This window comes from Klebsiella sp. CN_Kp088 (assembly GCF_040064335.1).
GTDB lineage: Bacteria > Pseudomonadota > Gammaproteobacteria > Enterobacterales > Enterobacteriaceae > Klebsiella > Klebsiella aerogenes.
Genome location: NZ_JBEAIQ010000016.1, coordinates 276,954 through 289,699 on the forward strand (window position 1 = coordinate 276,954; position 12,746 = coordinate 289,699).

The 12,746-nt window shown below is 50.5% G+C and carries 20 protein-coding genes; 18 read left to right on the forward strand and 2 right to left on the reverse strand.

From position 1 onward, the window contains the following. Nucleotides 1–97: 97 nt before the first annotated feature. A complete protein-coding gene (locus ABLV08_RS07965; protein WP_338831277.1) occupies nucleotides 98–1,087 on the reverse strand; it encodes a serine protease in 990 nt (329 codons plus the stop codon). 943 nt (nucleotides 1,088–2,030) lie between these two features. Between ABLV08_RS07965 and ABLV08_RS07970 the strand changes: the two genes are divergently transcribed. Genes ABLV08_RS07970 through ABLV08_RS07985 form a run of 4 tightly spaced genes read left to right on the forward strand, consistent with a single transcriptional unit; the run spans nucleotide 2,031 to nucleotide 3,518 of the window. Beyond that, a complete protein-coding gene (locus ABLV08_RS07970; RefSeq protein WP_023297382.1) occupies nucleotides 2,031–2,300 on the forward strand; it encodes an HP1 family phage holin in 270 nt (89 codons plus the stop codon). Further along, on the forward strand, nucleotides 2,278–2,814 hold the full coding sequence (locus tag ABLV08_RS07975) for a lysozyme (RefSeq protein WP_186599970.1): 537 nt from the start codon (nucleotides 2,278–2,280) through the stop codon (nucleotides 2,812–2,814). The genes ABLV08_RS07970 and ABLV08_RS07975 overlap by 23 nt, the downstream gene beginning before the upstream one ends. 32 nt (nucleotides 2,815–2,846) lie before the next feature. Then, nucleotides 2,847–3,323, forward strand: coding sequence for a DUF2514 domain-containing protein (locus ABLV08_RS07980; protein ID WP_348855757.1), 477 nt, complete (start codon nucleotides 2,847–2,849; stop codon nucleotides 3,321–3,323). A gap of 45 nt (nucleotides 3,324–3,368) precedes the next feature. Beyond that, complete coding sequence (locus tag ABLV08_RS07985; RefSeq protein ID WP_186987202.1) at nucleotides 3,369–3,518, forward strand: hypothetical protein; 150 nt, start codon at nucleotides 3,369–3,371, stop codon at nucleotides 3,516–3,518. A gap of 10 nt (nucleotides 3,519–3,528) precedes the next feature. On the opposite strand, the gene ABLV08_RS07990 is transcribed toward ABLV08_RS07985, so the two are convergent. Then, nucleotides 3,529–3,732: a hypothetical protein gene (locus ABLV08_RS07990; RefSeq protein ID WP_348855718.1), complete on the reverse strand. Its 204-nt coding sequence runs from the start codon at nucleotides 3,730–3,732 to the stop codon at nucleotides 3,529–3,531. Between the two features lie 172 nt (nucleotides 3,733–3,904). Between ABLV08_RS07990 and ABLV08_RS07995 the strand changes: the two genes are divergently transcribed. The 14 genes from ABLV08_RS07995 (at nucleotide 3,905) to ABLV08_RS08060 (ending at nucleotide 12,743) form a co-directional block, all read left to right on the forward strand. Continuing rightward, nucleotides 3,905–4,192 (forward strand): hypothetical protein, encoded by a 288-nt coding sequence (locus tag ABLV08_RS07995; RefSeq protein WP_348855719.1) that lies wholly within the window; start codon nucleotides 3,905–3,907, stop codon nucleotides 4,190–4,192. Continuing rightward, complete coding sequence (locus ABLV08_RS08000; RefSeq protein ID WP_348855720.1) at nucleotides 4,192–4,554, forward strand: HNH endonuclease signature motif containing protein; 363 nt, start codon at nucleotides 4,192–4,194, stop codon at nucleotides 4,552–4,554. The genes ABLV08_RS07995 and ABLV08_RS08000 overlap by 1 nt, the downstream gene beginning before the upstream one ends. Then, nucleotides 4,515–4,865, forward strand: coding sequence for a hypothetical protein (locus tag ABLV08_RS08005; RefSeq protein ID WP_348855721.1), 351 nt, complete (start codon nucleotides 4,515–4,517; stop codon nucleotides 4,863–4,865). Before ABLV08_RS08000 ends, ABLV08_RS08005 begins: the two co-directional genes overlap by 40 nt. Next, on the forward strand, nucleotides 4,862–5,293 hold the full coding sequence (locus tag ABLV08_RS08010; protein ID WP_348855758.1) for a hypothetical protein: 432 nt from the start codon (nucleotides 4,862–4,864) through the stop codon (nucleotides 5,291–5,293). The genes ABLV08_RS08005 and ABLV08_RS08010 overlap by 4 nt, the downstream gene beginning before the upstream one ends. 191 nt (nucleotides 5,294–5,484) lie before the next feature. Beyond that, nucleotides 5,485–5,916 (forward strand): P27 family phage terminase small subunit, encoded by a 432-nt coding sequence (locus tag ABLV08_RS08015; RefSeq protein ID WP_348855722.1) that lies wholly within the window; start codon nucleotides 5,485–5,487, stop codon nucleotides 5,914–5,916. Nucleotides 5,917–5,950: 34 nt separating this feature from the next. Continuing rightward, complete coding sequence (locus ABLV08_RS08020; protein WP_348855723.1) at nucleotides 5,951–7,660, forward strand: terminase TerL endonuclease subunit; 1,710 nt, start codon at nucleotides 5,951–5,953, stop codon at nucleotides 7,658–7,660. Continuing rightward, on the forward strand, nucleotides 7,654–7,833 hold the full coding sequence (locus ABLV08_RS08025; protein ID WP_047057811.1) for a hypothetical protein: 180 nt from the start codon (nucleotides 7,654–7,656) through the stop codon (nucleotides 7,831–7,833). Before ABLV08_RS08020 ends, ABLV08_RS08025 begins: the two co-directional genes overlap by 7 nt. Beyond that, nucleotides 7,833–9,098, forward strand: a complete 1,266-nt coding sequence (locus tag ABLV08_RS08030) for a phage portal protein (protein WP_032722457.1) — start codon at nucleotides 7,833–7,835, stop codon at nucleotides 9,096–9,098. The genes ABLV08_RS08025 and ABLV08_RS08030 overlap by 1 nt, the downstream gene beginning before the upstream one ends. Before the next feature lie 37 nt (nucleotides 9,099–9,135). Beyond that, the gene (locus ABLV08_RS08035) at nucleotides 9,136–10,056 is read left to right on the forward strand and encodes a S49 family peptidase (protein ID WP_348855724.1); all 921 of its coding nucleotides are present in this window, start codon (nucleotides 9,136–9,138) and stop codon (nucleotides 10,054–10,056) included. A gap of 75 nt (nucleotides 10,057–10,131) precedes the next feature. After that, nucleotides 10,132–11,418 carry a phage major capsid protein gene (locus ABLV08_RS08040; protein ID WP_072383074.1) on the forward strand — a complete coding sequence of 429 codons (1,287 nt, stop codon included), beginning with the start codon at nucleotides 10,132–10,134 and terminating at the stop codon, nucleotides 11,416–11,418. Nucleotides 11,419–11,476: 58 nt separating this feature from the next. Then, nucleotides 11,477–11,740 (forward strand): hypothetical protein, encoded by a 264-nt coding sequence (locus ABLV08_RS08045; protein WP_072383072.1) that lies wholly within the window; start codon nucleotides 11,477–11,479, stop codon nucleotides 11,738–11,740. Further along, entirely contained in the window at nucleotides 11,721–12,038 is a 318-nt protein-coding gene (locus ABLV08_RS08050) for a head-tail connector protein (protein WP_348855759.1), read from the forward strand. The genes ABLV08_RS08045 and ABLV08_RS08050 overlap by 20 nt, the downstream gene beginning before the upstream one ends. After that, the gene (locus ABLV08_RS08055) at nucleotides 12,035–12,373 is read left to right on the forward strand and encodes a head-tail adaptor protein (protein WP_032722463.1); all 339 of its coding nucleotides are present in this window, start codon (nucleotides 12,035–12,037) and stop codon (nucleotides 12,371–12,373) included. The genes ABLV08_RS08050 and ABLV08_RS08055 overlap by 4 nt, the downstream gene beginning before the upstream one ends. Next, nucleotides 12,354–12,743 carry a hypothetical protein gene (locus ABLV08_RS08060; RefSeq protein ID WP_348855725.1) on the forward strand — a complete coding sequence of 130 codons (390 nt, stop codon included), beginning with the start codon at nucleotides 12,354–12,356 and terminating at the stop codon, nucleotides 12,741–12,743. The genes ABLV08_RS08055 and ABLV08_RS08060 overlap by 20 nt, the downstream gene beginning before the upstream one ends. Nucleotides 12,744–12,746: the final 3 nt, after the last annotated feature.

Below are 12,746 nucleotides of genomic sequence, written 5' to 3' on the forward strand. Positions count from 1 at the left end.
GTTATTCATTCCTAGAGCATTAGCTGAGCTTGAGCTTGGCACTCCAGGTGCCGAACTACTCGAGTAGGTTTTGTAAACCATCCCTTGAGTTAGTGTATTAGTCATCAAATTTCCCCCATCCTTCACCGGTAACATTATGTTGAATGGACAATTGTCCTGCATCATTGACGATTCTTACCGTACCGTCCGTTCTGAACTGGTAAGAACAAGATTCTTTCGCCTCGACAAGAACACGCGGAAGACTGTATGCAGCTTCCTGGCTTTGTCCTAAGAACGCCGCAGGGACAAAAGGTTCCCCAAGTTTTAATTCTTCTTTGATATCTTCGTATATCTCTTTGATAAGCTCATACAATTCCTGTCCTGGCTTCTCAATGTTCAGGCCTAACTCGTTTTCGGCTTCACGTCTACTTATAGTATAGTCATGGCTTCCAGAGTCACTGCACAAGAAATTGACAATTTTTGTAATTTGTTCTGGATCATCAATTTGGTAAGACAGCAGTTTCGATGCCAGCATCTGAATCTGGGATTTCGAACGATACACTTTACCCAAGACCAATGGATGCACTTTTTCACCAAGCGAAAGCAGCAACTGGGCTAGAGACTCTTGGTCAGTAATTTTAAGTTCATCTGTAGCAAGAGCTAAATAACCTTTAATGTCTTCTACACTGACTGGGAGCTTGATCTCTTGACCGTTAATGACCACTGAAGGATTGAGCTGGGTCGTTATACTCGGATCAATCGGACCTAACGTTGCTTGTTTGGTCATGATGATAGAGTTAGCTCCAAGCGACATGATTGTCCCGGCACTAAGACATTTCGATGGAATGATAACCTCAAGTTCATCGCAAAACTGACGGATCAGGTTTATTAAACTCCATGCGGTTAAGGTATCTCCGCCTCGGGTGTACATAAATAAACTGATTTTGGGAACTACGCCGAGGATGTCCAAATGGTTAACAAAGTAGTCAAATACGTCGCTATGAATCTGGGTTTCCATACCGGGTTTGTCACCGGTAACAAAACATATCACTTTTGAGCCACGCATCTCTTCTAAGCGACCGTATAAATCCTTTCGATTCGCGTACATTGTCTCTTCTTCTGGGTTATAGTTTTTTATACTGTGTTTAGCGATTCGAATAATAATTCGACAAATGCGTGGAAACAACAAAAAACTGCTCACGCGTACGCAAAAACTATCGTAACGTGTTAAGAGTGGTCACTTCGTCACACTACTTAATCGTCAAAACCACGCTGACTGCGGTGTTTTTACATTACTGGCCTAGGTTGTAACCTTCAGAGCTCACTTTCCAGCTGAGGCTTATGACTGTCCCTTCTCTTTCCAAAACTCTGTTAACCCATAGGTGGAGCTAACGAAAGCGCTCAGTAACCTCAATCGGTGGCTTGAACTATTGGAGTTGCAGCGCTAGTAGTTTTGGTGATAAGGCTGTAGGCCACTTTGCTGCATTCTGTAGCTAAGGCTTTGGGGAATGAGGTATTAAGTACCAGTTGTTATGTTTCTTACATTAAAACTTCGAATGCTTGGACCATAAATTACCGATGTGGTGAATCCCCCCTATGCGGAGGGGCGACCAGTCAGTTTCAGAAACCTGTAAATGCAGCGCGGGCCATGCCGACTGGGGCATGCTCACCGGGAGGCACCACACTGCCACTAAGCATATTTAAGATTTATGGCAGGTTTACTTTTGCGGTTGCCCTCCTATGTTTATAGAACGTAACGGCAAAAGTGAATGCTTCCTGATAAATCGGTAGCTCGGACTATTAGGAGTGCCTTCGTTTCGTTACTACCTAGAATGCCTACTTCCTGCCCGCCTTCAGGCGGGCTTTTTTACGCCATCAATAGGGCGCTTCAGAAAGAAAAGGTAAACATCATTTGAAGGCTGCGCTTTGCGTGGCCTTTCTTATTTCAGGCTCACGGGAATCATCATCGATACGGCTCGTTGTCTAATCAGCCCGATGGGCCTGACCCCTTCACGCACAAAGCGCCATCCGTAATCAACGGAGGTGAGGTTATGACCAGAATGAGCACCATATATAGCAGACTTTCATACGGCACCGGGACCGCACTGACGGGCTGCGGTGTTTCCACTAAGGCATATGCCGGGGCAGTCAAAACAGAGGTATGGATTTTGGCCGACAAAATAGCGGGGCTGACCCTGAGTGACTGGGCGATCATTGTCGGTATTGCATGCACTGTCATTACCTGCGGGGTCAACTGGTATTACCGACGAAAGGAAAGGGAGGACAGATTGAATGGCTATGGCGTCAAAGTTGAGGAATAAGCTCAGCATCACCATGCTGGCCCTCATTGCTGCTGGTGCGTCGGCTCCAACATTGATGGATCAGTTCCTTGATGAGAAAGAAGGAAACAGTCTTACAGCTTATCGCGATGGCAGTCAGGGTATTTGGACAATTTGCCGCGGGGCCACGCGTATAGATGGTAAACCCGTCACTCAGGGTATGAAACTGACCCAGGCCAAATGTGATCAGGTAAACGCGATAGAACGCGACAAAGCGCTGGCATGGGTGGATCGGAATATCCATGTCCCTTTGACCCCGCCACAAAAAGTAGGCATTGCCTCGTTCTGTCCATACAACATCGGGCCCGGAAAATGCTTCCCGTCTACGTTCTATCAACGGATTAACTCCGGTGATCGTAAAGGTGCATGTGAAGCGATTCGCTGGTGGATAAAAGACGGAGGGAAGGATTGCCGGGTACGCTCCAATAACTGCTACGGACAGGTAACTCGCCGTGATCAGGAAAGTGCGTTGACTTGCTGGGGGATTGACCAGTGAATGCAGCCCACTTAAAGCCAGCTATCGCCGTAATGATTATTGCTGGTGCCTTTGTTGCTGGTTTAGCCTGGAGCGATCGGGCATGGGAAAAGCGGTGGGCAGAACGTAATAGCGCCGAATCGTCCCAGGAAGTTAACGCGCAAACCGCCGCCCGGATGATTGAACAGGGGCGTCTGATTGCCCGCGATGAGGCCGTAAAAAATGCTCAAGCGCAAACAGCTGCAGCGCGTACTGCTGCCGCTAATCTCTCTGATACTGTTAGCCAGCTGCGGCAGCAGGCAAAAAACCTTGCCACCCGCCTGGACGCCGCAAGCCACACCGCAAGTCTTGCCGCTACCGTCAGAAGCAAAACAACCGGCGCCACCGCCGGAGTGCTCGCCGACATGCTTGGAAACCTTGCAGAAGAAGCTCGACGGTATGCTGCAATCGCTGACGAACGCTACACAGCAGGAATGACCTGTGAGCGGATTTACGAATCGGTGCGAACGTCTATCCCCTCCAAGGGATAAAATTCATGATATCCCTTAGAGGGGATAAAATTTAGGGCGTAATATATGACTTCAGAACAACGAATAGAAGTATTAGAGAAAAAAGTGGAAGCACTAAAAAAGCAGCTTGAGGATGCTATTAAATCTACAAGCTGCTCAGTTAATGCGCTTAGCGCAGAACTTCATTCAGCTTTAAAACACAGAAAGGATCCGTGAATCTCGCATATTAATTGCAATTAGCAAAGCTTTGACGCGCGTGCTCTATTGCCATTGCTTCAATGTCCTTGAGTGTAAGGCTGCTTATCTCTCGGCCTTTCACTTTAATAATAAAGTTGTGCTGTGAGCCGTCATCTCCGACCAAAAAGACATGAAGTTCATGATCATGTGCTGCTCTCTTAATACTGCCAACGGTATCTAAACTGTATTTCATTATTATCTCCACTTAACCAGAGGAAAACAGCCATCCCTCGGCTATCAAAATTCATCGGTGTTCCACCACCGATGGGCTGAGCCGTAACCTTACATTCTGAGCTTTCACAGTAACACCCTGATATTTAACCAGTAGCTTCGCATATGCGGGGCTTTTTTATTCATAAAGGTGCATGATGCAAAATATCAAGATTGAATACGTTAATGGCGTCATTGCTGGCCATTTAGTTTCTGGCTCAATATTCGGTACAACAATCCCCGCATCGAGCATTAAGCCAGGCGCCGATGGTAAGGAAAAACAGACTTCAACCATTACGATAAAAGTTGATATGGATGCTAGCACAGCCCTGAAGACGATAGATGATGTCAGTAACGACATATCTAAGCGGATTGATACCGCTTTAGATATTGTGTTTAGACCGGGTGGTAAAGCCTGGTCTGCGATTAAGAATAACCGCTAATGCCAGCCCGCTCTAAACGCCCATGCCGCCACCGGGGGTGCGCGGCAATAACCAATGATGCCAGTGGATATTGTGACGCCCACCGACAGCAACATGCTGGCGATGGTTGGCGCAATTATCAGGCTGGGAAAAGTCGGCATGAAAGGGGTTATGGCCGACCGTGGGAAATTCGCCGCGCCAGAGTTCTCCAGCGCGACAAATATCTTTGTCAGAACTGCCGACGCCACGGCATAGCCACAAAAGCTACCAGCGTCGACCACATCATCCCTAAAGCCCACGGCGGAACTGATGAAGACTCTAACCTGGAGTCGTTGTGCTGGCCATGTCACAGAAAGAAAACAGCAACAGAGAGAACGCGATGACCGCCACGAATCTTAAAATTGAATACGTTGATGGGCAGTTGGTTGCCCTGGAGAAAAACGGAACGTCATTCCTCGGTGCCGGAGTAACAGCGCTTTACTTCAGCCATACACTCGAGGAAAAGCCCTTGCTGAAGGTTGAAATGGGCGGAGGTCCGGTAGAAGAGATGCCTGCGCCACCACCTCAGCAGGAGCAAGCCGAACCAACGGTTCCACTTAGTGCAGAACCGCCGAAGGAAGGAGAGCTACTTCCACCAGCCCAACAACCGCAACCGCGTGGCCGCCGCCGCCGTAACCGTCAACGGAGCCAATAATGTATAACCGTAATGAGCTAACCATAGCCATGTTCTATGCCTCCAGCACGAACGATGAAGGCAATAAGGTCGCTATGATCACCGTTAAGGTGAACAACTCGGATCAGGTATCCATGCAGACCAGCAAGCTGGTATGTGTCACCGGGAAAGACAACAAGAAAACCTACCAGGTTGGCGAGCAGTCAGTTAGCAATGGTTCTGATCCGTTACTGACGGCCATCGAGAACTACTGGCGGCAGGATACAGAAAGCATCGTTAACGCTTTATTGATGGATGTTAGCGACGTCATCACCGGCAATATCAATACCAACGCAACCTTCCTTGGTTTCGATGGACTCAAAATCTTTGAGATGCAGCCGTTGGAAAGCTGTATCCCTGATAGTGTGCTGCAGGCTGATGGCGGAATCGCTCCTGAGTTAGAGGAATAATAACGATGAAGTACTAAAGCGGTCAGGCCGCAGCCTGAATGACGACTTCCACCTCGACTGAGGCAACTGCCGCTAGGGGGTAGGGGGCTCAAATCCCTAACCCCTTTCGCGCTTCGGGACTGCCGCTTCAGGTAGATTTTTGCGCGTGAGAAATAAGAATTTTTTTTTGGGACGTTTTGGGGGGCTTTTTAATGACTACGGGGATGCGATCACCTGGTGCTGGAAGAAAATCGAACAACACAGGAACCCAGGTTAGTCCTGTTACCAGAGCGGTAACTCCGCCAGATGAACTGCTGGGCGATATGGCCATCGATGCCTGGAGACGGACGTGCAAAATTTTGATTAGCCGTGGCACGTTCCAGATGGAGGATTGTTATTTGCTGATGGAGTACTGCAATACCGTGCAGCTGCTGTACGACGCCAATCAGGAAATTAAAAGCGATGGCCTTGGTGATGATACCGCAGCCGGTGGCCAGAAACTTGGCGCAGCAGTAAAAGCACGCAGCCGTTATATCAGCGAATTAATTCGACTCTCCGTTGTATTAAAGCTGGACCCCAATAGCCGCATCCTGAAGAAACAGCCCGGAGATAATAATTCCAGCGGTGAGTTCGACGATTTTTAATTGTGGTGCGGCCCTAATGACTTAAGGACGGAGCATGGCCGCATATCCAAACGTCAATGTGGCGAACAAATATGCGCGGGATATTGTAGACGGAAAAATAGTCGCCTGCAGAGCTATCCGGCTGGCATGCCAGCGCCATTTTGACGACTTAAAGAAATCACTCGATAGCAACTACCCTTACCGATTCGACCGGGATTTAGCAGAAAGAGCCTGCCGGTTCGTTCAGCTATTACCTCACTCCAGCGGCGATTTAGCCGGACAGAAATTAAAGCTGGAACCGTGGCAAACTTTTATATTCAGTTCGATTTTTGGCTGGGTCACGAAAAAGGATAAAAAACGCCGATTTCGCGAAGCGTATATCCGGGTAGCAAGGAAAAACGGGAAATCGTTTTTTGCTGCCGGGATTGGTACCTACATGTTCTGCGCTGATGGTGAAAATAGCGCAGAAGTGTATTGCGGTGCGACAACAATGGCGCAGGCGAAAAAGGTTTTCACCCCAGCCAGGCAGATGGCCAGCCGCCTGCCAGCACTACGCGCCAGATTTGATATTTCGGTATGGACCGACAGCCTGACCCGCCCGGATGGTTCTGTTTTTGCGCCTATGGCGGGGAAACCCGGCGATGGCGATAGCCCGCATTGTGCGATCATTGACGAGTATCATGAGCATGATACGGATCATATGTATGAAGCAATGACGATGGGTATGGGCGCCCGTTCGCAGCCATTAACGCTTATCATCACGACAGCCGGTTCGTCACTTGAGTCCCCTTGCTATGACAAGGATAAGGAAGTTAAAGAGGTTATCGAAGGCATTACCCGTAATGATCGCCTGTTTGGCATGATTTACGAACTGGATGCTGGCGATGACTGGACCGACCCGAAAAACTTAATCAAAGCTAACCCAAATCTGGATGTTTCGGTTAAGTACAGCGACCTGGTTGAGCTTCTGGAAGTAGCAAAACAGGTTCCCCGCAAGGTTAATGCCTTTAAGACCAAACGTCTCAATATCTGGGTATCCGGTAAATCCGCGTTCTACAACATGGAGCAGTGGAAGGCCGCTGAAGACCCTAGTCTTGAGCTGGCAGAATTTGCCAACGACAGCTGCAACATCGGTCTCGACCTTGCGAAAAAGCTGGATATGAACGCCGGGATACGGTTGTTTACGCGGGAAATTGAAGGCAAGCGGCATTACTACTGCATTAAGCCTAAATTTTGGGTGCCAGAAGACACAATCAATACAACCGATCCAAAGCTGCTGAAGACGGCAGACCGATACCAGAAATTCTATGAAATGAGGGTTCTGGAGGCTACAGATGGAGCTGAGGCTGATTATCGGGAGATTCTGGCCAGCATTCTCGACATGCAGGGTGAAACCCGCATTGACGAGATTGATATCGACCCTGCAGGAGCAACAGCGCTTCGCCACCAGTTGGAAGATAACGGGTTTACTGTCGTCGATATCCGGCAGGACTATACCAATATGTCACCGGCAATGAAGGAGCTGGAAGCGGCTCTGGCCGGTGGCCGATTCCACCATGATGGCAATCCCATTCTTACCTGGTGTATCAGCAACGTTATCGGGAAATTTATCCCTGGTAGCGACGATCTCGTTCGCCCTACAAAGGGAGACAATCAAAGCAAAATCGATGGGGCCACGGCGTTATTTAACGCTATGACTCGCGCAATGCTGAATGAAAGCAGTGGCGGTACATCGGTATATGATGAGGAAGATGTAGCGTGTTAATCACAATTCTGAGTTTCATTATTGGCCTTGTCGGGGCTTTATTGGTTTCTGCTGGAGCCTGGCTTGTATTACCTGCGGCGGGGTTTATCACCGGCGGGATCATCTGCCTGCTCTGGTCTTTTTTAATCGCGCGCTCGGCATCTGCCAGCGTTAAAAATAACGGGGAGAAATAATGTTCATTCCCCAGATGTTTCGTGGACAAAAACGGTCCGTATCAGGGGGCGGTTTTTGGGAGGCGATGCTGGGCGGCGTCAGTTCCAGCCAGAGTAAAGCCGGTATCATGATTACGCCGGAAACGGCGCTTGCGCTTTCCGCTGTTCGAGCGTGCGTAACCCTCCTGGCGGAGTCCGTCGCGCAGCTGCCTGTCGAACTTTATCGACGAGATAAAAATGGAGGGCGGCAACGCGCGACAGACCACCCGATTTATGACCTGATTCACTCCCAGCCAAACAAAAAAGACACCTCATTCGAGTACTTTGAGCAGCAACAGGGGTTGCTGGGGCTGGAGGGAAATTGCTACTCGATCATCGACCGCGATGGAAAAGGCTACCCGAAAGAGCTGATCCCAATTAACCCGAAAAAGGTGATTGTCCTGAAGGGGCCGGATGGGATGCCGTATTACGAAATCCCGGAAATCGGCGAAACCCTACCAATGCGCATGATGCACCATGTGAAAGTATTTTCGCTGGATGGCTATATCGGTACCTCTCCCATTCAGACGAACGCCGACGTTCTTGGTCTGAATCTGGCAGTTGAAGAACATGCATCAGCCGTGTTCCGTCGTGGCACCACAATGAGCGGCGTGATTGAACGGCCAAAAGAAGCGGGAGCAATTAAAAGTCAGGACGCGATTGACCGCCTGCTGGCGAAATGGACCGACCGCTACTCCGGGATACACAACATGTTCTCCGTGGCGCTGCTGCAGGAGGGGATGAGTTACAAATCGCTCTCGCAGGATAACGAGAAAGCGCAGCTGCTGCAGTCGCGTCAGTGGGGCGTGGAAGAGGTTTGCCGCCTCTACAAAATCCCGCCACATATGGTGCAAATGCTGGCGAAAGCGACCAACAACAACATCGAGCACCAGGGCCTGCAGTTCGTGATGTATACGCTGCTGGCATGGTTGAAGCGCCATGAAGGCGCGCTGCAGCGCGATTTGTTGCTGCCCAGCGAACGCCGCGACTTGTATATCGAATTCAACGTCTCCGGTTTACTGCGTGGTGACCAGAAATCGCGTTATGAGTCCTATGCGCTTGGGCGCCAGTGGGGCTGGTTGTCGGTTAACGATATCCGCCGTATGGAGAACCTGCCGCCGATAGCCGGTGGTGAAAAATATCTGACGCCGCTGAATATGGTCGACAGCGCGCAAATTATCCCTGGCGATAAGAAGCCGACCGCGCAGCAGATGGCGGAAATCAACACCATCCTGTCCCGATCCTGAATACTACCCGCAGCGCGGGCTTACCCGGTATAAAACCATGACAACGAAATTAATTAACCTTCCGCACCTCGCGGAGATGGTCTTTGGCGTGCCGCATTACGTATCACGACAAACGATGGACTCAGTAAAGGCGGTACTAATCCCCCGCATCCAGGGAACGGTAGAGAATAGCGGCATCCAGTTAGCGCTGGACCCGGAGAAAGCACCGGTATCGGAGCAGGTACAGCCAGCCGGTGGCGTGGCTGTTATTCCTGTTCACGGATTGCTGGTAGCGCGTCGCGGACAGATCACGCAGGCCTGCACGGAGCTGACGAGCTATGAGCGAATCCGCAGCCAGCTGAACGCGGCATTAAACGATCCATCAATCAGCGAAATCGTTCTGGATATTAACTCTGGCGGCGGCGCGGCAGTGGGCTGTAAAGAGCTGGCTGATTACATTTATCAGTCTCGCGAGACGAAGCCCATCACGGCAATTGTGAATTACAACGCTTTTTCAGCCGCGTATTTCATCGCATCGGCCTGCAGCAAAATCATCGTAAGCCAGACCAGTGGTGTAGGCTCCATCGGTGTGATTATGGAGCACCTGGACACATCAAAGCTGGAAGAGAAAATGGGGCTGACGTTTACAACGGTCTTCCGGGGAGATAACAAAAATAACGGTACCCAACATGAGCCACTGAGCGAAGAAGCGAAGGCCATGTTCCAGGGGATGATTGACGAAATGTACGAGACATTTACCGGGTCAGTAGCGGAATATCGCGGCCTCGACCGTCAGGTCGTCGTTGATACGCAAGCTGGGCTGTATTTCGGTCCAGGCGCTGTTTCAGCAGGCCTTGCTGATGAAATCTCAGACCCACAGTCGGCGATTAATGCGATCGCCGCGAAGTATAAGCAACCCCGTCAAAAAACCTCCATTCAGATGCAGGCAGCCGCGATGGATCTGCAAACCAAAATGTAACCCGACGCAAACGCGTCACCACCAGAAAGCAGCCTTCGGGCTGCTTTTTTTATACCTAAAAAAGAGAGAAATAAAATGCCACAGATTGAAGAATTGCGTCGTCAGCGTGCGGGTATCAACGAACAAGTTCAGGCCCTGGCAACCATTGAAGCGAACGGCGGTACGCTGACAGCAGAGCAGCTGACAGAGTTTGCTAACCTGCAGCAGCAGTTCACTGATATCAGCGCCAAAATGGATCGTATGGAGGCGGCGGAACGCGCCGCTGCAGTGGTCGCGAAGCCAGTCAAAGCTACCCAACACGGCCCAGCAGTCATTGTCAAAGCGGAGCCGAAGCAATACACCGGCGCTGGCATGACGCGCATGGTGATGTCGATTGCTGCTACGAAGGGCGATTTGCGTGATGCAGCTGTATTTGCAGCTGAAGAATTGAATGACCAGTCTGTATCGATGGCCATCTCAACTGCAGCTGGTTCTGGTGGCGCACTTATCCCGGAGAACATGCAGAACGAGGTCATTGAGCTGCTGAGTGAACGCACCATCGTTCGTAAGCTGGGTGCCCGTTCTATCCCACTGCCTAACGGTAATTTGTCGTTACCGCGCTCCGCTGGCGGTGCAACGGCCAGTTACACCGGTGAAGGGAAGGATGCGAAGGCGTCTGAATCAAAATTCAACGACGTAAAACTGGCTGCAAAAACCATGATCGCGCTGGTACCGATTTCGAACCAGCTGATTGGTCGTGCCGGTTTTAACGTTGAGCAGCTGGTCCTGCAGGATATTCTGACCGCTATCTCCGTTCGCGAAGATAAAGCGTTTATGCGTGATGATGGTACCGAAGATACACCGATTGGTATGAAGGCTCGCGCGACGCAGTGGAATCGCCTGCTACCGTGGGAAGCCGCTGCAGAGATTAACCTGAAAACGGTTGATGAGTACCTGGACAAGATTATTTTGATGGCGATGGATGGAAACAGCCTCATGATTAAGTGCGGCTGGGGCATGTCGAACCGTACCTATATGAAGCTGTTTGGTTTGCGTGACGGCAACGGGAATAAAGTCTACCCGGAAATGGCGCAGGGCATGCTGAAAGGCTATCCGATCCAGCGTACCAGCGCGATTCCGGTTAACCTGGGCGAAAGTGGCAAGGAATCAGAAATTTATTTCGCTGACTTCAACGATGTTGTCATCGGTGAAGATGGCGCAATGACGGTCGATTTCTCCAAAGAGGCCACTTACAAAGATGCCGAAGGCAATCTGGTATCCGCCTTTGCCCGTAACCAGTCGCTGATTCGTGTTGTTGTTGAGCATGATATCGGTTTCCGTCACCCGGAAGGCTTGGTCCTGGGTACCGGCGTCCTGTTCTAATTCCAATATACATCAATAAGGCCCGCTCACGCGGGCTTTTCTATTTAAGGAGAATGCTATGGCTGTGAAGAAAGATAAGTCCTTAGAGCAGGAAGAAACGGCTGCAGATGATAGTCATGCGACCGCGGTCGCACAGACAGAACGCAAATCCGTCGTGTTCCTCGGCCCATATAGCCGCTATTCCCGTGGTGATATCGCATGGTTTGACAGTAAGCACGCGGAAGAGCTGGTTGAGCGTCATATCGCTGTGTGGCCGAAGGATGCCAAACGCGCGATGGCACCAAAACCGGGAGATGACGACTTTGATACTGACATTGGATGAAGTGAAAAACCAACTCCGACTGGAGCTGGACTTCACTGAACATGACGCCATGCTCACGCAGATGGTTAACGCCGCGCAGCGGAGCATCGAGCGTGATTATTACTGCAAGTTGGTCAGCAATGATGAAGAGCTGCAGGCGCTCCCAGAGATGAAACGCGGATTCATCGCGGACGAAGATATCAAGCTGGCCATCCAGTATCTGGTCAGTGATGCATACCTGAATGGCCACACCGGGCAATGGCTGGAAACCACAGCAGTGAAGTATCTCCTTTTCCCTATTCAGGAGCATACCGTATGAGCCTGAAACCGGGAGAGATGAACTGCCGCATTACGATTAGCTATCTTCAGTCCGGTCGTGGGCCGTTGGGCGAACCGCTGCCGGAAAAGTTAGTTGAATCGGGAAAGGCCTGGGCAAAGCGGGAGCTGGTATCAGGTAGAAAAGTCCGCACGATGGACCAGCAGCAGGTTATGGAAACCTGCTTGTTTACCGTCTATCCGGGCGTGGTGGTCGATATCGACTGGAAAATCACGACAAAAGACCTGGTTTATACCGTCCGAAATATCGACCGAAAAACGGACCAGATCATCATTACCGGGGAGGCAGACGGGCGGCATGATAGAACTGGCGATTAAAAATGAGCTGGAGCGCATCACCGGCATGAATGCGTACCCGCTTTTACTGCCGGACACGGTCCAGGAAGGGGTGACCTTTCAGCGTATCTCTGACCCGGAAATGTACTCGGGAACATTGCGGACGGGGATCGTATCGGCCCGTATCCAGGTGAATCTGTATCGTGTTGATGATTACACCTCACTGCTGCAGCTGGATAAAAAAATCTGGTCGGAATGGAAGTCAATCGTTCATGGCCAGCTGGATAGCATCCCGGTCCAGTATGTTGAGCGTGGTGGCATTCAACAGGATAAAACGACGCTGACGAACCGCAGCATCCAGTACCGCCTGATTCGCGACTTCATCATTCACTATGTGGAGGATACATCGTGATTC